This is a genomic window from Streptomyces sp. NPDC005181, from assembly GCF_040608395.1.
Taxonomy (GTDB): domain Bacteria; phylum Actinomycetota; class Actinomycetes; order Streptomycetales; family Streptomycetaceae; genus Streptomyces.
The window spans coordinates 36,504-58,581 of the sequence record NZ_JBEXID010000035.1 but is presented as its reverse complement, the minus strand read 5'-3'; the positions used below and the strand labels follow the sequence as shown (position 1 = coordinate 58,581).

The following is a 22,078-nucleotide window of genomic DNA, read 5'->3' as shown; positions in this document are numbered from 1 at the left end:
CGCACGGTGACGCAGCTCACGCCGCCCCCGGTGCACGGATCGGGGACTTCTGACGTCTCTGTCGGTGCCGGTTACCGTTCATCCGGCCGCGAGAGGGAGCAGGTCGTGTCCACCGTTATCGAGCAGTCCGTACAGGCCCGCATGGTCGCGTCCGCGCCGCGCATGGAGACCCTTCCCGCCACACTGCAGTACGACCGCAGAGACCCGTTCGCCGTACGCATGGCGTTCCCTGCCCCGGCGACACTGCAAGGAACCGAGGTGTCCTGGGAGTTCTCCCGCGAACTGCTGTCGGCGGGCATGGACGCGCCGGCCGGTGTCGGGGACGTACGGATCAGGCCGTTCGGTTACGACCGTACGGTTCTGGAATTCCATGCCGCCGAGGGCATCGCGATGGTGCATGTCCGCACGGGGGAGCTGCGTCGCTTCCTCCGGCGGGCACAGGCGCTGGTCCCGGCGGGCGATGAGCACCGGTACCTGGATCTCGACCGGAGCCTGGCGGACCTGCTCGGCGGAGCCTGTTGACCCGGACGCAGGGCCTTGAGTGCCCTGCCCGTCCGGCGACCTGTCATCGTCCGGCGCCCGTTCCTCCGCACCCGTCGGCGCGGCCGGGATCAACGTAAATCGTTTGCCGTGCCGCGAGGACCGGTCGTAGCGTTCGTGACGTCCTTGTTGTCGTCGGATCGGAGAAGGACGTTGCTCGTCTGAGGCCGTGAGACACCGTGTTGCGCGCCGTGTCCGGACAGTTCAGGCCCGTTCCTGTCCGCCCTGCCTGCGCGCCCGAGTGTGACCTCAGCTCTTCGAGCCGTCCTCCGCGACCGGGGCTCCTCCTTCCCTTGGCCATGCGCCATGCCCGTGGAACGCCCATGACCGGTGTCTCACCCGTTGCCTCCTTCCCTTCCTCGCAACCGGGAGATCCGTATGCCTGCCCCCATGACTCACATCGCCTGTTCGTCCCTCTCCTTCACCTGGCCGGACGGCAGTGCAGTCTTCGATGATTTCCAGCTGGCCGTGGGCCCCGGCAGGACCGGCCTCATCGGTCTCAACGGCTGTGGAAAATCCACCTTGTTGAGGCTGATCGCCGGTGAACTCACCCCCACCGGCGGCCGCATCCGGACGCCGGGCGAGATCGGCTATCTGCCGCAGAACCTGGTCCTCGACACGGCACTGCGGGTCGATACGGCCCTCGGCATCGCGGACACCCGGGCCGCCCTGCACGCCATCGAGGCGGGTGACGTCCGCGAGGAGTGGTTCGCGGCCGTGGGTGATGACTGGGATGTGGAGGAGCGCGCCTGCGCCACCCTCGATCAGCTCGGCCTCGGTCACATCGGACTCGACCGCACCGTCGGCGAGCTGTCGGGCGGCGAGTGCGTACTGCTGCGCCTCGTCGCACTCCTGCTGGCCCGTCCAGGGGTGCTGCTGCTGGACGAGCCGACGAACAATCTGGATCTGTACGCCCGCGGGCGGCTGTACGAAGCGGTCGACGCCTGGACTGGGGCGCTGGTCGTCGTCAGTCACGACCGTGAACTCCTGGAGCGTGTCGACCGGATCGCGGATCTGCGGGACGGTCAGGTCACGTGGTACGGCGGGAACCTCACGGCGTACGAGGAGGCGCTAGCCGTCGAACAGGAGGCGGCCGAGCGCATGGTGCGGGTCGCCGAGGCCGACGTACAACGTCAGAAGCGCGACCTGGCCGACGCCCAGGTCGCATTGGCCCGGCGACAGCGCTACGGACAAAAGATGTGGGACACCAAGCGCGAGCCGAAGGCGGTCATGGGCAACCGTAAGCGGGCCGCCCAGGAGTCGGCGGGCAAGCACCGGGCCCTGCACGCCGGGAAGCTGGCCGAGGCGAGGGAGCGCCTCGGCGAGGCCGTCGAGGCGGTGCGCGACGACGACGAGATCCGGGTCGAACTGCCGCACACCAAGGTCCACCCGGGCCGGGAGGTACTCGTACTGCGCGATCTCGAACTTGCGTACGGGGCACGGGTGCGCGGCGAGTTCGAGGTGCGCGGCCCCGAGCGGATCGCCCTGGTGGGCCGCAACGGCGCGGGCAAGACAACTCTGCTGCGCACGGTCGCCGGCGAGCTGGCACCGGTGTCCGGTGAGGCAACGGCCCATCTGCCGTTGCGCTTTCTGCCGCAGCGCCTGGATGTGCTCGACGACGGGCTGAGCGTCGTGGAGAACGTGGCGCGGTTCGCACCGGATGCGACGGACAACCGGATCAGGGCGAAGCTGGCGCACTTCTTGTTCAAGGGAGCGCGGGCGGACCGGCCCGCGGGAACGCTGTCGGGCGGGGAACGCTTCCGCGCGGCGCTGGCTGCGCTGCTGCTCGCCGAGCCGGCGCCGCAGCTGCTGATGCTGGACGAGCCGACGAACAATCTGGACATGGCGAGCGTGCGCCGGCTGACGGCGGCTCTGGAGTCGCACGAGGGGGCGCTGATCGTGGCGAGCCACGATGTGCCGTTCCTGGAGTCGCTCGGGATCACGCGCTGGCTGCTGCTCGACGGCGAACTGCGTGACACCACGGCCGAGGCGGTACGCGCGGAACTGTGAGAAACGGGGGCGGACGGGGCACGGAGGGGGGCGGTGGGAGGGCCTGCCACCGGGGCCCGGTCCGGCCGCCGTACCCCCGCATCAGTGAGTTCGCAACGCACGGAGACTGCGTGATGTGCCTCTCCATACACCTTGCGCGCCCTGCGTACATAACGGTACGTAAGCGAACTTCGGGTGGGTGGGCTTGGCGGGGGCCTTACTCCCGCTTTAACCTACGGTTTCGTAACCTACGAGGCCGTAGGTAATTCTCCCGTCCCCAGGAGCCCCCGTGACGATCACCTCTCCCCACCTCGGCAGTTCACAGGCGTGGACAGACGCCCAGCTGCTGTATGCCCTGGAAGAGGTGGTGGAGAAGGAGCTCAACCGCCATCTCAAGGTCGCCAAGGACTGGATGCCCCACGAGTACGTGCCGTTCTCGGACGGCAGGAACTTCCCCGGCATCTTCGAGGACGGCGAGGCCTGGCAGGCCGACCAGTCCAAGGTCACCGACATCGGCAAGATCGCACTGGTCGTGAACCTGCTGACCGAGGACAACCTCCCCAGCTACCACCACGAGATCGCCTCCCTCTTCGGCCGTGACGGCGCCTGGGGCACCTGGGTGCACCGCTGGACCGCCGAGGAGGGCCGGCACGGCATCGTGATGCGCGACTACCTGCTCACCTCGCGCGCGGTCGACCCGGACAAGCTGGAGCAGTTCCGGATGGCGCACATGGCGGAGGGCTTCGAGTCCGACAACCGCCACTCGATGCTGCACTCCGTGGCGTACGTCGCCTTCCAGGAGCTCGCGACCCGCGTCTCGCACCGCAACACCGGTCACCAGTCGGGCGACCCCGTCTGCGACCGCATGCTGTCGCGCATCGCCACCGACGAGAACCTGCACATGGTCTTCTACCGCAATCTGCTCGGTGCGGCCTTCGAGCTCGCTCCGGACCTGACGATGCAGGCCGTGCGCGACGTCGTGGTCAACTTCCGGATGCCCGGCCACGGCATGCCCGGCTTCGAGCGGGCCGCCGCGCAGATGGCGATCGGCGAGATCTACAACATGCGGATCCACCACGACGACGTGATCCAGCCCGTGCTGCGCTACCTGAAGGTCCTGGACATCGACGGGCTCGGCCCGGACGGGCTGAAGGCGCAGGAGGAGCTGGGGCTGTACATGGGCGGCCTGGACAGCGAGGCCGCCAAGTTCGACGAGAAGCTGGCCGCGCGCAAGGCGCGGATGGCCGCCCGCGCGGGCGCCTGACCCACGGCTCCCGGACGGCCCACGGGCCCGCTCACTCGCGGGCCGTCACCTCTGCGTAAGCGGCGTCGCGCACGTCGGGGACCGGGTGCTGGCGCAGCAGCCTCAGCTGGGTGCGCCACGGCCCGGTCCATGCGGTGCGGGCGCCGCCTGTCGCGGTGAGCGCGGCGGCGAACAGCCCTTCCGCGGTGTCGCCGGTGGCGCCGAGCCGGGCAGCGACAGTGAGCAGGGTGTCGGTGTCCCCGATGCCGTTGCGGTGTGCGTACGTGAGCCGGGTGGTGAGCGTCTGCGCGGTACGGGAGGCGAGCACGGGCCGCCCCTCGTGCAGGCGGGCCAGCCGGACCAGCGCCGAGTGCAGCGGGTCGGGACCGGCGTCCAGGTCCAGTGCGTGGGCGAGGAGTACGGCAGCCTGCGGTACGAAGCCCCGGTGCGCCGCGCCAGCTTCGAAGCAGAGCTGCGAGAATTCAACGGCGAGACCGATCACGTGCACCTGCTGGTGCACTACCCGCCGAAGATTGCACTGTCGAAGCTGATCAACAGCCTCAAGGGCGTCAGCTCCCGATACCTGCGCGCCGAGTACACCGGACGGATCAATCGGATCGGCATGGGGTCGGTGTTCTGGTCGCGCTCGTACTTCGCCGGGTCCTGCGGGGGTGCACCGCTGACCGTGATCCGTCAGTACATCGAGGGCCAGAAGCGGCCCGTCTGACCATCACGGCGCTGGAGCGAAGATCCACGGCGCTTCACGCCTCTGCACCAAGCATGCGATTCCCTCCCCGGCTGAAGCCGCGGATACCCACGCAAGACCACGTATGGGGCGATTGTGCCTTTCGGGGATCGAAGCGCCTCGAGCGGCCCGGTGAACACCTCGGACGACGGCGACATCGGCATGCACGGCGAGGGCTCCGGCGTGCGGCAGCGAGGTCACCATGCCGCCTCCCGGTAGTCCTTGAGGAAGACGCCGGAGACGGGCGATCCCGCCTCGCCACGCACGATCGGGTGATAGACGCGGGCGGCGCCGTCCACGATGTCGAGCGGAGTGCGGAAGCCTCCTGCGGCGATCCGTTCCTTCTTCGGCACCGGATTCTCGTCGGTGATCCAGCCGGTGTCGACGGCGCACATATGGACGCCCTGGGCGGCGAGTTCGGCGCTGCTGGTGCGGGTCAGCATGTTGAGGGCGGCCTTCGCCATGTTGGTGTGCGGGTGCCCACCGGTCTTGTTCCGTACCGCGAACCGGCCTTCCACCGCCGTCACATTGACGATGTAGCGGCGCGGCCGCGGGGAGGCCAGCAGGAGGGGGAGCAGCCGGTCGCAGAGGAGCGCGGGGGCCAAGGCGTTGACGAGCTGGGTCTCCAGGAGTTCGGTGGGGTCCAGTTCACCGATCCGCGCGGACCAGGAGTTCGCGGGCGCGGGGTCGGGGAGCAGACCCGCCTCGTCGACGGCGGGCGACAGATCCGCTTCGTCCGTGCCGGGCAGCAGTCCGTTCCTCTCTGCGTCGGGCAGCACCAGCGCCAGTGCGCTCGACGCGGAGGGGCGTTCGAGGGCGGTCATCGGCACATAGCCGGGGGCACGGAGCGCACCGGCGGGCAGTGTTCCGTGCTCCCCCGCCACCAGCAGCGCGTACGACCCCGGTGGACGGCGCACGGTCTGGGCGGCGTTGTTGATCAGGATGTCGAGCGGCTCGCCCGTTTCCCGCAGCTGCTCGCACAGGCCGAGGACCTGGCGCGGGTCGCGGAGGTCGACGGCGGCGACGGTGAGCCGGCCGAGCCATTTCGGGCTGTCTTCGAAGGCCCGGAAGCGGCGCAGGGCGTCGTGCGGGAAGCGGGTGGTGACGACGAGTTCGGCGCCGTCCCTGAGCATCATCAGCGCCAGTTGGAAGCCGATCTTGACCCGGCCCCCGGTGAGGAGGGCGCGGCGTCCCGCCAGATCGGTGGAGAGCGCACGCCGGGACCGGTTCTCCGTCGCGCAGTCCGGGCAGAGCAGATGGTAGAAGGCGTCGACCTGCCGGTACCGCGTCTTGCAGATGTAGCAGCGGCGGGCCCGCGCCAGCGTTCCCGCCGGGCGGACGGGTATCGCGCCGGAGTCCAGCGGGGCGTCCTCGCGCCGGACGGCCGCACCGGTCGCCGTCGCCGAGGTGACCGCGGCGTCGGCCACGATCTGCTGGTCGCCGCGTATCCGGCGGCGCCCCAGCCGGCCGTCGCGGGTGAACGAGGCGGCGACCTGTTCGGCGCGGAGCCGGGCGGGGTCGTCGGAGGGCAGTGCCCGGAGCCGGCCGACGAGGCGGTCGAAGGCCGCCAGCTCCTCGTCCGTGATGCCACTGTCCATCGATCCGCCCCTCGTGGTCCCCGGCCGGAGTCGAACCGGCGTCCTTCCGCATGCAGTGCGGACGCGACTGCCTCTGCGCTACGGGGCCCCGAGAGGACGACCTGCCAGAACGGCCGGATTCGAACCGGCGTATCCGCCCCGGCGAGGCGGCGCGCCTGCCTCTGCGCTGCGTCCGGGCATTGGGGAGATCCTAACCAGCTGTCACCCGTGCGTCCTCACGAATTATTTCGGCCGCCCGCTCGGCGATGGCCACCGTGGGCGCATGGGTGTGGCCGCGGGTGATGCGTGGCATCACCGACGCGTCGACCACCCGCAGCCCCGCCACGCCGCGCACCCGCAGCCGCGGGTCGGTCACCGACTCCGGGCCCTCGCCCATCCTGCAGGTGCCGACCGGATGGTAGAGCGTCTCGGCGCCGGTACGGATCGCCTCGGCGAGGCGCGCGTCGTCCACCGGTCCGGGGTACGGCCCCATCGGACCCGAGGTGTGCGGGGCCAGGGGCGCGGCGGCGAACAGGGACTCGGCGCGGCGGACTCCGGCGATCATGCGCTGCAGGTCCGACTCGGCGGTCAGATAGCCGGGGTCGATGCGGAGGCCCGGGGTGCCGTCGGCGTTCTCGCCGGTGTCCGGGTCCAGGGTGATACGGCCGGCACTTTCGGGCTGGAGCAGGACCACGCCGATGGTGATGCCGTGTTCGGTCGGGGCCGTCAGACCGTGGTTGATGAACGGAGCCGGGGCGAATATCAATTCCAGGTCAGGGGCGGCGAGTTCCGGGGTGGAGCGGATGAACGCCACCGCTTCGGCGAGGTTCGAGGTGAGCGGCCCGCGCCGCGCCAGCAGGAAGCGGCCGACATTGGCGAGACTGTCGGCTCCGGTCATGGTCACCGGCTGCGGGCAGTGCACGGTCACGGCGAAGGACAGATGGTCCTGCAGATGGCGGCCCACGTCCGGGGATGCGGTCCGTACCTCGATACCGGACTCGCGCAACTGGTCCGGGTCGCCGATGCCGGAGCGCAGGAGCAGCTGCGGTGATCCGATGGCTCCGGCGCTGAGGATGACCTCGCGGCGGGCGGTGAGCGTGGCCGCGCCGTGGCCGCGTTCGGTGACGACGCCGGTGACGCGGGTGGAGTCTTCTGTGTCGAAGGCCAGGCAGCGGATGCGGGTTCCGGTGAGGATGTCGAGGTTGGCGCGGCGGCCGGCCGGTTTGAGGTAGCCGTCGGCGGCGCTCCAGCGGCGGCCCCGGTAGACGCTTACCGGGGTGAGGGCACTGCCACTGTGGTCCGGTGCGTTCAGCTCGGGCAGGAACGGCAGGCCGTCGAGTGAGCGGGCGTCGAGGAAGGCGGCCGTCAGCGGGCTGGGGGCGCGGGGCGGCGAGATGAAGAGGGGGCCCTCGGTGCCGTACACCGTGCCGTCGCCGGTCGGGCCGGTCCACCGCTCCGCTCGGCGGAAGTACCGTACGAGCGCGTCGTGGGACCAGTCCGCACCGGCGGACCCGGCCCAGGCGTCGTAGTCGTCGCGGTGCCCTCGCACCCACATCATGGCGTTGATCGACGAGCATCCGCCGAGGGTGTGCCCTCGGGGCCAGTACAGCTCCCGGCCGCCGAGGGCCGGTTGCTTCACCGTACTGAAGTCCCAGTCGTACGCCGTCTTGAAGAGCTTCGGGAAAGCGGCCGGAATCCGGATCTCCGGCTTTCGGTCACGCCCGCCCGACTCGACGAGCGCGACCCGGACGGTCGGGTCCTCGGAGAGTCGTGCGGCCAGCACACAGCCCGCCGATCCCGCCCCGACGACGATGTAGTCGTACTCGCTCAACTCGGCTCCCCCTGGACTGTGGGCTCAGGATCGCGCAGGGCCGAATTGTGGCACGCACAGGGGCAGTTCAGGCCCGGTTGCGCTCAACTCTGCGCAGCCGTTCCCGCTCCTTCTCCGAGAGGCCGCCCCAGACGCCGAACCGCTCGTCGTTGTCGAGGGCGTACTCCAGGCAGGCCTCCCGGCCCTCGCAGGCGTTGCACAACTGCTTCGCCTCACGTGTGGAGCTGCCGGGGGCAGGGAAGAAGAATTCGGGTCCCGCTTGCGCGCACAGCGCTGTCTCCTGCCAGGCGAGTGCGGGGTCGGTCACGGTGTTGATCAGCATGGCGCACACAGTGCCCGGTCGCGATAAACGACTGATCAACGATGCATCAATGCGGGGGTCCACTGCCGTCCCCCGGCCTCCGGTCAGCTTCCCGGCGTCTCGGCGCTCTTGATCACCGCAAAGTGTGCCCCGTACGGATCGGCGACATCGGCGAGCTTGCCCACGCCTTCCATGTCCAGGGGTTCCAGCGTCACCTTGCCGCCCAGCCGCTCGACGTCCGCGACTGCGGCGTCGCAGTCGTCCACCTCGAAGTACGGCAGCCAGTGCGGTCCCAGAACGGCCTGGGTCGGAACGGTGTTGAGGGGTACGATCCCGCCGAAGCCGGCCTCTTCGCCGCCGCCCTCGGTGCGGACCACAGTGTAGGACCCGCCGCCGGGGAACGGCGTCCGGGCTGTGTCCCAGCCGAAGACAGCGCGGTAGAACGCGGCGGCCGCGGGCACGTCCGGGGTGTACAGCTCGGCCCAGCAGAGCGTGCGCGGAACACCCACCGCGCCCAGGCCCGGGATCTTCTTCGGCTGCCAGGTCGCGAAGTACGCCCCGCCCCGGTCGGTGAAGCCGCCCATCCGGCCGAAGTCGAGGACATCCATCGGCGGGAAGGGCACCGCGCCGCGGGCCTGCTCGACCGACTTCGCGGTGGCATCGACGTCAGGCGTCTGGAAGTAGACCGACCAGGACGACTTCGCCTGCTCCGCCGGGACGGTCATCGCGCCCGCGACCGACTTCCCGTCCAGCATGAACATCCCGTACCCGCCGGTCTCGGGACCGCCGGGCACGAATTCCCAGCCGAAGAGGCCTCGGTAGAAGGTGGTGGCCCCATCGAGGTCGGGCGTGCCGAGATCGAGCCAGTTGGGGGATCCGGTGACAAAATCGGTGGTGAGCATCGCGCGGCTCCTTCAGCGAGTCCCGTACCTGTACTGCAGCGGTATCTCCTGACGATCCGAGTCTTGCACCGGGCACTGACAACCGCGGTCCTCGCAACGCCGGAATCCATTGCGCCGGAGCACGGCCCTCATCGATGATCGGCGCATGACGACCCGAAAGGCCCATGCCTTGTAGGCGCCCCCTGCTCCGCCCCTCGGCCCACGCGCCGCCGGTCGCCGCAACAAGACGCTGGAGCACGTCCGGATCACCGGCACGGCTGTCGAGCCGACGACGCCGCTGGTCCGGCCGGACGGCAAGGTGCCGGGCCCGAGCGCGGTGGTCTGCCGAGGCTCCCGTATCCATCTGCGGGAGCCCGGGGGCACTGTCTGGTCGGTGGTCGACCTCACGCGTATTTCCGCCGCCGTCCGCCCCCGCTCCGAGATCAGAAGCGGGTCTGCCGGTGCGACAGGGCCATGCGATGGCGCTCGCGGTCAACCTCGGTGATCTTCACGACGAGCTCGTCCCCGACCGTCACGACGTCCTCGGGCCTCTCCACCGAAACCGACGATCTCCGGTTCCCGGATCGTCAGGTGGTGGATTCCGGTGTCCTCGGCGAACGCGGCCACCGACTCCAGATAGGCGGACTCGACCGGCCCGTGGTCACTGACCGAGTCCTCGGCGCCGGTGTACCTGCCGTATGTGTCGCGGTCGGCAGGGTCGTACTTGGTGATCCGGTAGCAGAATGGGTAGGGGCTCACGGCGGGAGCGTACGACGCGCCCCCGCCGAGCGCACCGCGGTTCCCCGCCTCACATCGCACTGCCGCCGTGCCGAATACAGTGCATCCGCCCCGCCGCACTACGGGCTCTGACGGTCGGTGCTGGACGGTGCAAGGCATGTTCGGTTCGCTCTGACGGTACGGGCCGACTCCCGCGCCGATCAGGCAGGCGCGCACCGAGTGGTTCCTGACACAGGCGCGTACCTGTGCGCAGGCCCTGGAGGTCCTGTTGCTGTCCCCGGCCGGACGCCGCCCGCACACTCCGACCCTGCACCGCCGCAGCCCCGCCCGGCCGTCCCTGTCATCGGCCCGTGGCACGATATGTCTCACTCGGGCAGGTGTCGGGCGAGGCGGCAGCGGGGCTGCGCGGACAGAGGTACGTACATGACAGAGGCCGGGGAGACGGATACCGGGGCTCCGACGGGGAAGGCCGCCCGGGAGTTGCTCGCGCACGCCGAGCAGCTGCTCGGCGCGGCGCGTGCGGTGCTGTCCGATCACACCCGCGCCGTCGAGGCCATACACGCCGCCCTCACCCCGATCCTCGACTCCCTGGTCCGCCGCGAGCTGGCCGCCATCCCGGTATCCCGGCTCAAGGACGTCACCGAGGGCCGGTTGCGCATCGGCCCCGTCGAGCAGGCCGGTTACACCACCGTCGGCCAGGTCCATGAGGCCAACCGGTACGAGCTCCGTCAGATCCCCGGAGTCGGCGCGCAGACCGCCGACCAGGCACTGGCCGCCGCCGGGCAGATCGCCCACGCGGTCCGGGACACGGTCGCCGTCCGGATCGATGTGGAGGCGCCGGACGAGTCCACCACCGCCCTGATCACGGTCCTGCACCGGCTGGTCGAGGCCGGACCTGACGTCCGGCGGTCGGTGGACGCGGCCCGCCGGCTCGTCAGCCGGCTGGACCCACTGCTGGCGGGGGCCGGGCCGGCCCGTGGGCGGCTGCGCATGCTGTTCTCCGGCCGGCAGGCCCGCGCGACGGCGCTCGCCGCCGTAGCCTCCGTACGGGCCGTCGTCGCGGACGCGACGGAGCGCGGACTTCCGCTGCTGTTCGGGCAGGTGTCGGTCGATCTGCTGCGAGCCCCGGAGTCGGACCTGGCGGCCTGGGTCGACTTCGAGCTGCGGTCCGCCGAGTACTACAGCCTGCTTGCCGAGGTGTCGGGCACCGGCCCCGACCGGCACGCCGCCGAGGGGTTCCTCCCCTCCGGGATCGCGGACCGGGTGCGCGGGGTGCGGCTCGACGACGCGCACCTGCGGGTCTCGCTGCGCGGATACCAGTCGTTCGGCGCCCGTTTCGCGCTCGCGCAGAAGCGGGTGATCCTCGGCGACGAGATGGGACTCGGCAAGACCGTCCAGGCCATTGCCGCGCTCGCGCATCTCGCGGCGCGCGGCGAGACACACTTCCTGGTGGTGTGCCCGGCGAGCGTACTGATCAACTGGGCGCGGGAGGTCCGGGCCCGCTCCACGCTGCGGGTCCTGCCGGTGCACGGCCCCGAGCGGCAGGAGGCGTTCGCCGAGTGGCACGAGTGCGGCGGGGTCGCTCTCACCACGTTCGACGCGCTGCACACCCTGCCCGCCGCCCGGGACGGCGGGCAGCGCCCCGGCATGCTGGTCGTCGACGAGGCCCACTACGTCAAGAACCCGGACACCCGCCGCTCGCGCGCGGTGTCCGGCTGGGCAGGACACACCGAACGGGTGCTCTTCCTGACCGGTACACCGATGGAGAACCGGGTCGAGGAGTTCCGCAGTCTGGTCCGCCATCTCCAGCCCGAACTGGCCCCGTCCATCAGCACCACCCATGGTGTCGCCGGTTCGCACGCCTTCCGCAGAGCTGTCGCGCCCGCCTATCTGCGCCGCAACCAGGAGGACGTGCTGACCGAACTCCCGGCGCTGGTGCAGGTCGACGAGTGGGAGGAGTTCAGCGCGGCCGATCTCGACGTCTACCGCGAGGCGGTCGCCGCCGGGCAGTTCATGCGGATGCGCCGGGCGGCTTACGCCCGCCCCGAAAGCTCGGCGAAGCTGAACCGGCTGCGTGAGCTGGTCACGGAGGCCGCCGGCAATGGGCTCAAAGTCGTCGTGTTCTCGTACTTCCGCGAGGTGCTCGCCACGGTTCGGGAGGCCCTGGGCGAGGGCGTCTTCGGGCCGGTCTCCGGGAACGTCCCGGCCGCTCGGCGGCAGGAGCTGATCGACGAGTTCAGTGCGGTGGACGGCCATGCGGTCCTGCTGAGCCAGATCCAGGCAGGGGGGGTCGGACTGAACATGCAGGCCGCGTCGGTGGTCATCCTCTGCGAGCCGCAGATCAAGCCGACGATGGAGCACCAGGCCGTGGCCCGCGCCCACCGGATGGGACAGATACGCACGGTCCAGGTGCACCGGCTGCTCGCGACGGACAGTGTCGACCAGCGGATGCTGGACATCCTGGCCCGCAAGGAGCGGCTGTTCGACGCGTACGCACGGCGCAGCGATGTCGCCGAGACGACACCGGACGCCGTGGACGTGTCGGAGTGGAGCCTGGCCCGGCGCATCGTCGAGGAGGAACAGCTGCGCCTCGCGACGGGCGCGACGGAAGGCTGACCCTCAGGATTCGTCAGCCTTCGGCGGGTCGGTCTTCATGTCATGCATGTCGTGCGGGTCGTACCCCGGGACCGTGCCGTCCGGCTTGGCGACCAGCAGCAGCCCGGCCATGCCCATGTCGGAGTGGCTCTGCACATGGCAGTGGTACATCCAGGCGCCCGCGCCCACGTGTTCGCCCGCGATGACCTGGAAACCGAAGGAGTCCGCCGGGCCGACGATCTTCGTGTCGATGACCCGGCTGGGGTCGTCGGGGCCGGTGAGCAGGCCTGTGCGGTTGTCGGCCCATCGGTGACCGTGGACATGGAACGTGTGGTAGTACTCGCCGTGCGTGATCATGACGACTTCGAGCCGGTCCCCCACCGTGACCTCGAAGTCGGGGCTCTCGTTCGCCAGCTTGTTGTTGATTGTCATGTCGTTGAAGACGATGGTGATCGTCTTGTCCGGCAGGACGTCACCCTTGCGCCGGACGACCACCGGACCGTACAGCCCCTTGCGGATGCCTCCCGAGCCGTGGTCCGTGCCGACGGCATGGTCGTGGTAGTGCCAGTAGCCCGCACTGCCCGGCTGCCAGGTGCCGTCCTTCCTGCGGCCCGGCGCATGGGTGCGCCAGGTGTACGTGCGCGTGCCGCCCGGTTCGACGATGCTCTTGTTCATCCGGGTGCCATCGCTCGCGATGTCGTAGTCGACGCCGTGCGCATGAAGGCCGGCGGCCACATCCATGGTGTTCTCGAACTCGATGTGCAGGGTGTCGCCCTCGTTGATCTCGATGAGCGGTCCCGGCACCGTGGCCTTGCCCTTCTCGAAGCCGTAGCCCATCCGACCGTCCGCCAGCTTCTCCGCGTACAGCTTGAGATGGCGGACCACGCCGCCCGCCGGAGCGGTCTTCGGTGGGGGCTCCGCCGAGCTGGCCTCGATCGTTCCGAGGGACAACGATGTCACTCCGGTCGCCGCCGCGACCCCGCCGCCCACCAGGAACCGGCGATTGAAGATCCTTCGATCCATGTCGAACTCCCCACTGTCATAAGGGTATTTGCGGAGGTTTCCAGAGACCGGCGGGGCGCACGTGACCCCCGGGACGAGCCACACCGTAGCCCGGGGATCTTCGTTTATCCACACTAAGGACAAAGTTCGCGCCATTGCCGCCATAGCTATTGGCGAGTCGCGAAAAGAGGTCTAGCTTCGTCGGCTGTTGCAGTGACTCCATGATGTTGCAGTGACCAAAGAGGGGTGGGTGACCACATGCAGCGCACACCACATCACCGGTCCAGATCGCGACGCGGACTAGCGGCGGCCGTGGCGGCCGGCGCGCTGACCGTCTCATTACTCGGCCAGAATGCCGCCGATGCCAGACCTCATCCGGTGGACACGCAGACGATGGCGACAACGTTGTCCTTGCCGTCTCCGCCCGGCGGCGCCAACGTGAAGGTTCTGGTCTTCCACGGCTCGGCGACCGACGAGTCCCCGACCGTCGACGCCGGTATCGCGGCGATCGAGAAGCTCGGGCTCAGCGGCCCGGAGGCCGGGCGGTTCAGGACTGTCGCGACCGACGATCCGGCCGTCTTCACCAACGGCAAGCAGCTCGGCAAGTACAACGCCGTCGTCTTCCTGACCGGCGGCGGCGATGTCCTCGACCCGGAGCAGGAGGCGGGCCTGGAGGCGTACATGGAGGCCGGTGGCGGCTTCCTCGGCATCCATGACGCGGCGCGCACGGAACCGTACTCGGACTGGTTCACCGGCCTGGTCGGCGCCCGCCCGGCAGCCGACATCCCAACTGCTGTGCAGCAAGCGACAGTTGAGTTCGGAGACCGGCAGCATCCGGCGACGAAGAACCTGCCACTGGAGTGGAAGCGCCCCGACAAGTGGCTGAACTGGACGAAGAACCCGTCCGGCAATGTGCACACCGTGGCGCGTGTCCGGGAGATCACGTACAAGCCGGGGGCGAGTGCCAACGGCTGGGACCACCCGGTGTCCTGGTGCCGTGACTACGACGGCGGCCGGTCCTTCTACACCGCGATGGGCGGCACGGTCGACAGCTTCGCGGAGACCGACTTCCGCGACCATCTGCGGGGCGCACTCGCCTGGACAACCCGGATCTCGCGGGCCGACTGCAAGGCGACGATCATCTCCAACTACAAGGCGGAGCGGGTCACCCAGCCCAATCAGCCCGGTCAGAGCGACCAGATCGGCGAGCCGCACGGACTGGTCGTCGCGCCCGACGGACGGGTGCTGTACATCGGGCGCGGTGGCGCCGACAGCAGCAAGCCGGTGGTCATCGACTGGAACAACCCGGACATCGGCAAGGGCCTGGGCCAGATCCATGTCTACGACCCGAAGACCAAGAAGGTCACCCTCGCCGGAGAGTTGACGGTCTTCGGGAACAAGGGCGGCGGTGACGAGCTGGTCAAGGTCGAGGAGGGCCTGCTCGGGATCGAGCTGGACCCGGACTTCGAGACCAACGGCTGGGTGTATCTGCACTACACGCCCCATGCGAAAATCGACCGCGACAGGCAGATGGCGGTGCGTCAGGTCTCCCGGTTCACCCTGGACCTGGCCACGAACAAGCTGGATCTCTCCTCCGAGAAGGTGCTGCTGCACTGGTCGGTCCAGGTCCACAGCTGCTGCCACGCGGGCGGCGGGATGGCATGGGACTCCAAGGGCAACCTGTACATCGCGACCGGCGACAACAACTCCTCCGGCTTCAGCGACGGTTACTCCGGCAACAACCCGGCACCGAACTACAAGGGCGTGTCGTTCGCCGATGCCCGGCGCACCGCGGGCAACACGAACAACCTCAACGGGAAGATCCTGCGGATCCACCCCGAGGACGACGGCACGTACACACTGCCCGAGGGCAATCTCTTCACCGGCAATGAGCCGGGCGAGGGCGGCGGCAGGACTCGCGGCGAGATCTATGTGATGGGCGTGCGCAACCCGGCCCGGATCTCCGTCGACAAGACGACCGACACCCTGTACGCGGGCTGGGTCGGCCCCGACGCGGGTGCGCCGAGCACCACATGGGGTCCGGCGAAGTACGACACGTTCGCCGCGATCACCAAGGCGGGCAACCACGGCTGGCCCTACTGCATGGGCAACAAGCAGCCCTACCGGGACCGCAACCTGCCGGACCCGAGCAAGCCGCTCGGCTGGTACGACTGCGACCATCCCAAGAACGAGTCGCCGAACAACGACGGTCTGGTGAATCTGCCGCCGATCACGTCCAACACCATCTGGTACTCGCCGCAGGGCGGTGGCGTGGACTACCCGCGCGACGCGAACGGCATCCCGAGCTACAAGGTGGAGGATCAGAAGCAGCTGCTGCCCTGGCTCAAGGGCGGTGGCCAGGCGACGATGAACGGACCGGTGTACCGGTACGACGCGGCGAGCACCAGCGCCGACAAGTGGCCCTCGTACTGGGACGGCAAGTGGTTCGTCGGTGACTTCTACGACGACACGCAGCCACGGCATGCCGTACTCACCGACCCGAAGACGGTCGGCAAGGGCGGTCTGCCCACCCACGCCGAGTCCCTGAAGAAGATCATCCCGGTCGGGGCGGACGGCATCCGCAACCTGATGGACTGGAAGTTCGCCCCGGACGGTTCGCTGTACGTCCTGGACTACGGGCGCGGCTTCTTCACCTCCGACTCCAAGTCCGCGCTGTGGCGTGTGACGTACAAGGGCGGCGCGCCGACCCCGGCCGCCTCGGATCTGGCCAGGAAGGCGGCAGTGCAGTGAGACACCGTTCGTTCTTCGCTCGACCCCGGTACCGGCCCGCCCGGCTGTGGCTTGCTCTGCTGGGTTCGTTCCTGATGGTTCTGGGGCTGACCTCGACGGCCGCGTACGGTCGTGATTCCGGCCGGGAGGCAGCGGCGGCCGATCAGGTCCTCACCTGGACCGCGGGCGACCCCATCGACCACTATCTGTCGGCTCCCACGACCGCGGTGGCCGGCAAGGCGACCATCGTCTTCGAGAACAGCACGGCGACCGGCAACACGACGAGCATGCCGCACACGCTGACGTTCAGCGTGTCGGACCCGGAGTTCAACAACGACGTGCCGCTGAACATCCTGGCCAACCCGGGTGACGACCAGGGCGGCAGGCACACCGTCGAGGTCACGCTCACGCCCGGCCGGTACTTCTACCACTGCACCATGCCGGGGCATCAGGCGATGCAGGGCATTCTCACCGTGACCGAAGGCGGTGGCGGCGAGGACACCACCGCGCCCGAGACGTCGGCGAAGGTCGACGGCGACAAGAACGCCGACGGCGCGTACATCGGTCAGGCGACGGTCATCGTCTCGGCGGCGGACGACAGTTCGGGCGTCGACACCGTCGAGTACGCGGTCGGGGCCGACGGCGCATGGCAGCCGTACACGACGCAGGTCGTGGTGAACGAGGTCGGTACGCACAGCATCCGCTACCGCGCCACCGACAAGGCGGGCAACACGGCCGCCGAGAAGTCCGTCGACTTCACGGTCGCCGCGCCGCCGACGGACGACAAGACGGCGCCGGAGACCTCGGCGACCGTCTCCGGTGAGAAGGACGGCCAGGGCGCGTACCTGGGTATGGCCACCGTCACCGTGACCGCGTCCGACACCGGCTCCGGTGTCAACACCATCGAGTACGCGGTCGGGCCCGACGGCGCCTGGCAGCCGTACACCGCACCGGTGATGGTCCACGAGGTGGGGGCGCACACGGTCCGCTACCGCGCCACCGACAAGGCGGGCAACACCGCCGCCGAGAAGTCCGTCGACTTCACCGTCGTCGCGCCGCCGTCGCAGGACACGACCCCGCCGGAGACGACGGCGAAGGTCGACGGCGACAAGAATTCGGACAACGCCTACCTCACCAGCGCCAAGGTGACAGTGACGGCGACCGACGCCGAGTCGGGTGTGGACAGGATCGAGTACTCGCTCGACGGCGGCCCGTACCTCGCGTACACGGCCACGGTCATCGTCGACCGCGTCGGCTACCACACCGTCGCCCACCGGGCGACGGACAAGGCGGGCAACACCTCCGAGGCGAAGCAGGTGTCGTTCACCATCGCGGAGAGCGGGGGCGTGCCCGCGCCGAACTGCCCGGAGTTCGACGAGCGGCTGACCGTCATCGTCGGCACGGTCGACACGGGTGTTCCCAACCGCATCACCGGCAACCGCTGCACGATCAATGAGCTGATCGAGGACGAGAAGAACTGGTCGTCGCACGCGCTGTTCCTGAAGCACGTCGACAAGGTCCTCGACAAGCTGCTCGCCGACGGTGTGATCGACGCCCGCGAGCACAAGAAGATCTACCGGGCCGCCAAGCAGTCGGGCATCGGCAGACCGGGCCAGGACGAGGGGTACAAGAAGCTCCTCGACGGCACGGCGGACTCGTTCGCCAAGTGGCAGCAGGTCGGCGGCGGAAAGTTCGGCCTCAACGCCGACGGAACGATCACCAGCTCCACCACGGTGGCCGGCATGGGCATGCTCTGGTTCCCGGGGCGGCAGTACGACGACTTCTCGCTGAAGCTGCAGTGGCGCGACGACGCCCCCGGCACCGGCAACGCCAACAGCGGGGTGTTCGTCCGCTTCCCGAACGTCCACGACAACCCGGAGGAGTCCCGTCCGGAGTGGGTCGCCATCAAGTACGGCCATGAGGTGCAGATCCTCGACCGGCCCGACGGCGACATGTACAAGACGGGTTCGATCTACGGGTTCGACCGGATCGGTCTGGCCGGCGCCGGGGTGACGCCCAAGGGCACCTGGAACGACTACGAGATCCGGGTGGTGGACCAGCACTACTCGGTCTACCGCAACGGTGTCCTGCTGAACGAGTTCGACAACACCGGCGGCCAGGTCTTCGAGCCGCCGCGGGGCGACGACCCGGGCACCGACGGCCGCAGGTTCTCCTCCGGCTACATCGGACTCCAGGTCCACAGCACCACGGATGTGGTCTCGTACCGCGACATCCGGATCAAGGAGCTGTAACCGCTCAGGCGGAGTCAGGTGGCCGCGGCCGCATGCTGAGGCATGTGGTCGCGGTCTCCCGGGTTCCGGTGGTGCCACACCAGGAACACGGTGCAGGAGACCAGCGACCACCCGGCGAGCACCAGGTACGGGAAGACCCGCTGGTGCCCCTGGTAGTAGACGGCGGCGTGCTGGGCGTTGACCGAGGCGCCCGGGGGGAGCCAGCGGCCGATGAAGCCGAGCACCGACGGCAGCAGCGGCCAGGACACCGCACCGCCGGAGGACGGGCTGCCGAGCAGCACCATCAGTCCCCAGGTGGGGATCATCGCCCAGCGCCCCATCAGGGCGTTGAACATGGTGAAGACCATGCCCGTGGTGAACATGGTGAAGGCAAGGATCATCCATGACTGGAGGAACGGCAGGTCGACGGAGCCGAGCATCCAGTCCACCACTGCGGCGATCGCGAACCCGCCGAGCAGGGCGTAGGCGACGGTGAACGCAATCCGGTCCAGGGGCGGCAGCGCCTTGGCGTGCACACTCAGCTGGATGGCGCCGACGAATCCGATGATCACCGCGGCGAGCGAGATGTAGAAGAGGGCGAGGCCGCGCGGGTCGCCCCGCTGCAGAGGCTTCACGTCCTTGACCTTCACCGGCACTTGGGCCGCTTCCCCCACCTTCAGCGTGGACTCGGCAAGCAGCTGGGCGACCGAGGCTCCGGATGCGCTCGCGACATCCAGGCCGACCCCGCCGTCCTCGGACCGCAGGATGCCGAAGACCTTCTGCTCCTCCAGTGCGGTGCGGGCTTCGGCTTCGGTGGCGTACGGACGGAGCACCAGCGAGGCGTCGAGCGCGACCTCCAGCCGGTCGAGGAAGACCTTGTCGCCAAGGGTGTCGGGGTCGCCGACCACGGCGGCCGGGATGTTGCGCGGGGTCGGGTTGGCCATCGCATACGTGTAGGAGCCGGCGAAGAGACCGGCCGCGGCCGCGATGATGAACAGAAGCACGACTGCGGGCAGATACGGGGACGCCTTGAACGCCGCCCATCGGTCACCGCGGGCCGGGGCCCGGGCATGTTCCCCGTGCGGAGGGACGGGCTCCGGGTCGGGCGCGCTCATGCACCCTCGTCCTCGTCGTGCCGGGCGCGGCTCGGCTGGACCCGTTTGGGTTCACCGGGCATCTTCGGGTACTCCGGCGGGTACGGCATGTCGCCCAGCCCGCGTTCCTGTTCGTCCCGGTCCGCCAGTTCCAGCAGTCCGTCGAGCCGGAACGCGTGGTCGTCCATGCCCGCGTGCACATCGCCCACCTCCGCGTACCGCTTCGGCATCGTCCTGATGTCGAAGTCGCGCGGCTCGGCGTCGTCGATCTCGTCCCAGCGCAGGGGTGCGGAGACCGGGGCGTGCGGGCTGGGCCGTACGGAGTAGGCGGAGGCGATCGTCCGGTCGCGGGCGGTCTGATTGAAGTCGACGAAGATGCGTTCGCCGCGCTCCTCCTTCCACCAGGCGGTGGTCACCCGGTCCGGCATCCGGCGTTCCAGTTCGCGTCCGGCCGCGATGGCGGCGCGGCGGACCTCGGTGAACGTCCAGCGGGGTTCGATCGGTACGAAGACATGGATGCCGCGGCCGCCGGAGGTCTTGGGCCAGCCGCGCAGCCCGTGGTCGTCGAGGACGGCCCTCAGCTCATGGGCGGCGGTGACCGCGTCGGCGTAGTCCGTGCCGGGCTGCGGGTCGAGGTCGATGCGCAGCTCGTCGGGGTGGTCGGTGTCGGCGCTCCGTACCGGCCAGGGGTGGAAGGTGAGCGTGCCGAGGTTGGCCGCCCACAGGACGGCGGCGAGTTCGGTGGGACAGATCTCGTCGGCGGGCCGGCCGCTCGGGAAGACGATCCGGGCCGTGGGGATCCAGTCGGGGAGATTCTTCGGGGCGCGTTTCTGGTAGAAGAAGTCGCCGTCGACGCCGTCCACGAAGCGCTGGAGGGTGGTCGGCCGGTCGCGCAGGGCGCGGGTGATCCCGGCGCCCACGGAGAGGAAATATTCGGCGACGTCCCTCTTTGTGTAGCCCTTCTCCGGGAAGTACACCTTGTCCGGGCTGGACAGCCGTACCACCCGCCCGTCCGCATCCAGCTCCACCGCTGTTCCCGCTGCGCCCATGGGGCCACGCTAGGCCGAGCCCACATATGCCGCATATCGGGAGACTCATCGAGGTATCCGGGTAAGAATCGCTGCATGGATCTGCCGGTGATGCCGCCCGTGAAGCCGATGCTCGCCAAGTCCGTGTCCACGATCCCGCCCGGGATGCAGTACGAGGCCAAATGGGACGGCTTCCGGGCGATCGTGCACCGCGACGGCGACGAGGTGGTGATCGGCAGCCGCACCGGCAAGCCGCTCACCCGCTACTTCCCCGAGCTGGTCACGGCAGTTCGGGAGAACCTTCCGCCGCGCTGTGTGATCGACGGGGAGATCGTCGTCGCGTACGACGGCCGGCTGGACTTCGACCGGCTGAGCGAGCGCATCCACCCGGCCGATTCACGGGTGCGGCTGCTGGCCGAACAGACTCCGGCCAGCCTGGTCGCCTTCGACATCCTCGCGGTGGGCGACGACTCTCTGCTGAGTACCCGGCAGGTGGACCGGCGGGCCGTGCTGGAGGCGGCGCTGTCCGGTGCCTCGGCCCCCGTCCATCTCGCCCCCGCGACCACGGACCCGGCCGTCGCCCAGGAGTGGTTCGAACGGTACGAGGGGGCCGGGCTCGACGGCGTCGTCGCCAAACCGCTCGATCTGCCGTACCGTCCCGACGTCCGCGTCATGTACAAGATCAAGCACGAGCGGACCGCCGACTGTGTCGTGGCGGGCTACCGCTTCCACAGGAGCGGCCCGATCGTCGGCTCGCTGCTGCTCGGTCTGTACGACGCCGGCGGCGTCCTGCAGCACGTCGGGGTGTGCGCCGCCTTCCCGATGAAGCGCCGCGAGGAGCTGGTCGCGGAGCTGGAACCGCTGCGGACCGATTTCGCCGACCATCCATGGGCGGCCTGGGCGGACGCCACCGCGCACGAGAGCGCCCGGCTGCCCGGTACGCAGAGCCGGTGGTCCGCGAAGAAGGACCAGTCGTGGGTGGCGCTGCGTCCGGAGCAGGTGTGCGAGGTGGCGTACGACCACATGGAGGGCGACCGGTTCCGGCACACCGCCCAGTTCCGCCGGTGGCGGCCGGACCGCACCGCCGGCGACTGCACGTATGCGCAGCTGGAAGAGGTGGTGCGGTACGACCTGACCGAGGTGCTGTCAGCCCGCTGATGTCGGGCCCGGCGGGGTGGCGCAGGGGTCGTCGCCCGGGCCGGGGTCCGGCGACGGCGAGTCCGTGGCGCCGGTTGTATCGGTCGGGTCGGGCGACGGGGTGTCCGTGGGGCACAGTTCGGTGTGGTAGGAGTCGTCGTTGAGCACCTCGTCCACTTCACCTCGTCCAACGCCTCGTGCCGGCTCGGCGTTGAGGGTTCGTCAGCCCGGGTGCCCGGGACGCGGTGAGCGCTGCCGTCGCGGCTACGGCGGCTGCCGTGCCGCCGGTCCGGGTGGCGGGGCGTCCGTGGTCTCACCTCCGGGCGACGCTCTCGTCGCCGACTCCACGCAGATCCCCGGAGGACTGCTCGGCCTGATGTGCCCCAGCGGCATTCCCTTGATCACCGGTATCTCCG

General features: G+C 69.5%; 18 protein-coding genes, 2 tRNA genes and 1 pseudogene. 8 read left to right on the top strand and 13 right to left on the bottom strand.

All coding sequences use genetic code 11. The annotated features are described in order from the left end of the window. Nucleotides 1-105: 105 nt before the first annotated feature. The 3 genes from ABZV38_RS22475 to ABZV38_RS22465 all read left to right on the top strand — a co-directional run bounded on the left by ABZV38_RS22475 (nucleotide 106) and on the right by ABZV38_RS22465 (nucleotide 3,793). Entirely contained in the window at nucleotides 106-522 is a 417-nt protein-coding gene (locus ABZV38_RS22475; RefSeq protein ID WP_356329532.1) for an SsgA family sporulation/cell division regulator, read from the top strand. 396 nt (nucleotides 523-918) lie between these two features. Then, nucleotides 919-2,550, top strand: coding sequence for an ABC-F family ATP-binding cassette domain-containing protein (locus ABZV38_RS22470; RefSeq protein ID WP_356329530.1), 1,632 nt, complete (start codon nucleotides 919-921; stop codon nucleotides 2,548-2,550). Between the two features lie 268 nt (nucleotides 2,551-2,818). Next, nucleotides 2,819-3,793, top strand: a complete 975-nt coding sequence (locus ABZV38_RS22465; protein ID WP_266999701.1) for an acyl-ACP desaturase — start codon at nucleotides 2,819-2,821, stop codon at nucleotides 3,791-3,793. 31 nt (nucleotides 3,794-3,824) lie between these two features. Here ABZV38_RS22465 and ABZV38_RS22460 read toward each other — a convergent pair whose 3' ends face one another. Continuing rightward, nucleotides 3,825-4,274 carry a hypothetical protein gene (locus tag ABZV38_RS22460; RefSeq protein ID WP_356329571.1) on the bottom strand — a complete coding sequence of 150 codons (450 nt, stop codon included), beginning with the start codon at nucleotides 4,272-4,274 and terminating at the stop codon, nucleotides 3,825-3,827. Here ABZV38_RS22460 and tnpA point away from each other — a divergent pair. Then, nucleotides 4,233-4,499 (top strand): annotated as a pseudogene (gene tnpA, locus ABZV38_RS22455) (IS200/IS605 family transposase); the annotation flags it as partial. The gene ABZV38_RS22460 and the pseudogene tnpA sit on opposite strands and share 42 nt — an antisense overlap. A 215-nt stretch (nucleotides 4,500-4,714) precedes the next feature. Here the strand turns inward: tnpA and ABZV38_RS22450 are convergent. The 8 genes from ABZV38_RS22450 to ABZV38_RS22415 all read right to left on the bottom strand — a co-directional run bounded on the left by ABZV38_RS22450 (nucleotide 4,715) and on the right by ABZV38_RS22415 (nucleotide 9,866). Then, nucleotides 4,715-6,115 carry an SDR family oxidoreductase gene (locus tag ABZV38_RS22450; protein WP_356329529.1) on the bottom strand — a complete coding sequence of 467 codons (1,401 nt, stop codon included), beginning with the start codon at nucleotides 6,113-6,115 and terminating at the stop codon, nucleotides 4,715-4,717. Nucleotides 6,116-6,129: 14 nt separating this feature from the next. Next, nucleotides 6,130-6,203, bottom strand: a tRNA-Ala gene (locus tag ABZV38_RS22445). 17 nt (nucleotides 6,204-6,220) lie between these two features. Beyond that, nucleotides 6,221-6,290 (bottom strand) — tRNA-Gly (locus ABZV38_RS22440). Between the two features lie 15 nt (nucleotides 6,291-6,305). Beyond that, entirely contained in the window at nucleotides 6,306-7,925 is a 1,620-nt protein-coding gene (locus ABZV38_RS22435) for a GMC family oxidoreductase N-terminal domain-containing protein (RefSeq protein WP_356329527.1), read from the bottom strand. Nucleotides 7,926-7,992: 67 nt separating this feature from the next. Beyond that, nucleotides 7,993-8,247 carry a WhiB family transcriptional regulator gene (locus ABZV38_RS22430; RefSeq protein WP_356329525.1) on the bottom strand — a complete coding sequence of 85 codons (255 nt, stop codon included), beginning with the start codon at nucleotides 8,245-8,247 and terminating at the stop codon, nucleotides 7,993-7,995. Between the two features lie 83 nt (nucleotides 8,248-8,330). Further along, complete coding sequence (locus ABZV38_RS22425) at nucleotides 8,331-9,128, bottom strand: VOC family protein (protein ID WP_356329523.1); 798 nt, start codon at nucleotides 9,126-9,128, stop codon at nucleotides 8,331-8,333. A 422-nt stretch (nucleotides 9,129-9,550) separates the two neighbouring features. Next, on the bottom strand, nucleotides 9,551-9,643 hold the full coding sequence (locus ABZV38_RS22420) for a S1 RNA-binding domain-containing protein (protein ID WP_356329566.1): 93 nt from the start codon (nucleotides 9,641-9,643) through the stop codon (nucleotides 9,551-9,553). Next, a complete protein-coding gene (locus ABZV38_RS22415; protein ID WP_356329570.1) occupies nucleotides 9,600-9,866 on the bottom strand; it encodes a hypothetical protein in 267 nt (88 codons plus the stop codon). Before ABZV38_RS22415 ends, ABZV38_RS22420 begins: the two co-directional genes overlap by 44 nt. 402 nt (nucleotides 9,867-10,268) lie before the next feature. Between ABZV38_RS22415 and ABZV38_RS22410 the strand changes: the two genes are divergently transcribed. Further along, nucleotides 10,269-12,461, top strand: coding sequence for an SNF2-related protein (locus tag ABZV38_RS22410; RefSeq protein ID WP_356329521.1), 2,193 nt, complete (start codon nucleotides 10,269-10,271; stop codon nucleotides 12,459-12,461). A 3-nt stretch (nucleotides 12,462-12,464) separates the two neighbouring features. Here the strand turns inward: ABZV38_RS22410 and ABZV38_RS22405 are convergent, their stop codons facing one another. Then, nucleotides 12,465-13,463: a multicopper oxidase domain-containing protein gene (locus tag ABZV38_RS22405; RefSeq protein ID WP_356329519.1), complete on the bottom strand. Its 999-nt coding sequence runs from the start codon at nucleotides 13,461-13,463 to the stop codon at nucleotides 12,465-12,467. Between the two features lie 291 nt (nucleotides 13,464-13,754). Here ABZV38_RS22405 and ABZV38_RS22400 point away from each other — a divergent pair, with 291 nt between their 5' ends. Beyond that, nucleotides 13,755-16,193 carry a ThuA domain-containing protein gene (locus ABZV38_RS22400; RefSeq protein WP_356329517.1) on the top strand — a complete coding sequence of 813 codons (2,439 nt, stop codon included), beginning with the start codon at nucleotides 13,755-13,757 and terminating at the stop codon, nucleotides 16,191-16,193. After that, nucleotides 16,190-18,424: a family 16 glycoside hydrolase gene (locus tag ABZV38_RS22395; RefSeq protein ID WP_356329516.1), complete on the top strand. Its 2,235-nt coding sequence runs from the start codon at nucleotides 16,190-16,192 to the stop codon at nucleotides 18,422-18,424. Before ABZV38_RS22400 ends, ABZV38_RS22395 begins: the two co-directional genes overlap by 4 nt. Nucleotides 18,425-18,438: 14 nt before the next feature. Here ABZV38_RS22395 and ABZV38_RS22390 read toward each other — a convergent pair whose 3' ends face one another. Both ABZV38_RS22390 and ligD read right to left on the bottom strand, forming a co-directional pair. Continuing rightward, nucleotides 18,439-19,518, bottom strand: a complete 1,080-nt coding sequence (locus ABZV38_RS22390) for an ABC transporter permease (RefSeq protein ID WP_356329514.1) — start codon at nucleotides 19,516-19,518, stop codon at nucleotides 18,439-18,441. Beyond that, nucleotides 19,515-20,525, bottom strand: a complete 1,011-nt coding sequence (gene ligD, locus ABZV38_RS22385; protein ID WP_356329565.1) for a non-homologous end-joining DNA ligase — start codon at nucleotides 20,523-20,525, stop codon at nucleotides 19,515-19,517. The genes ABZV38_RS22390 and ligD overlap by 4 nt, the downstream gene beginning before the upstream one ends. A gap of 96 nt (nucleotides 20,526-20,621) precedes the next feature. Here ligD and ABZV38_RS22380 point away from each other — a divergent pair, with 96 nt between their 5' ends. Then, a complete protein-coding gene (locus ABZV38_RS22380; protein ID WP_356329512.1) occupies nucleotides 20,622-21,683 on the top strand; it encodes an ATP-dependent DNA ligase in 1,062 nt (353 codons plus the stop codon). Here the strand turns inward: ABZV38_RS22380 and ABZV38_RS22375 are convergent. Then, nucleotides 21,672-21,839, bottom strand: a complete 168-nt coding sequence (locus ABZV38_RS22375; protein ID WP_356329510.1) for a hypothetical protein — start codon at nucleotides 21,837-21,839, stop codon at nucleotides 21,672-21,674. The two genes, ABZV38_RS22380 and ABZV38_RS22375, sit on opposite strands and share 12 nt — an antisense overlap. Nucleotides 21,840-22,078 lie beyond the last annotated feature (239 nt).

Coding starts and splice junctions, on each gene's coding strand:
- ABZV38_RS22470 (WP_356329530.1), top strand. CDS start 919: ATGCCTGCCCCCATGACTCACATCGCCTGTTCGTCCCTCTCCTTCACC.
- ABZV38_RS22380 (WP_356329512.1), top strand. CDS start 20,622: ATGGATCTGCCGGTGATGCCGCCCGTGAAGCCGATGCTCGCCAAGTCC.
- ABZV38_RS22405 (WP_356329519.1), bottom strand. CDS start 13,463: ATGGATCGAAGGATCTTCAATCGCCGGTTCCTGGTGGGCGGCGGGGTC.
- ABZV38_RS22450 (WP_356329529.1), bottom strand. CDS start 6,115: ATGGACAGTGGCATCACGGACGAGGAGCTGGCGGCCTTCGACCGCCTC.
- ABZV38_RS22410 (WP_356329521.1), top strand. CDS start 10,269: ATGACAGAGGCCGGGGAGACGGATACCGGGGCTCCGACGGGGAAGGCC.
- ABZV38_RS22390 (WP_356329514.1), bottom strand. CDS start 19,518: ATGAGCGCGCCCGACCCGGAGCCCGTCCCTCCGCACGGGGAACATGCC.
- ABZV38_RS22425 (WP_356329523.1), bottom strand. CDS start 9,128: ATGCTCACCACCGATTTTGTCACCGGATCCCCCAACTGGCTCGATCTC.
- ABZV38_RS22430 (WP_356329525.1), bottom strand. CDS start 8,247: ATGCTGATCAACACCGTGACCGACCCCGCACTCGCCTGGCAGGAGACA.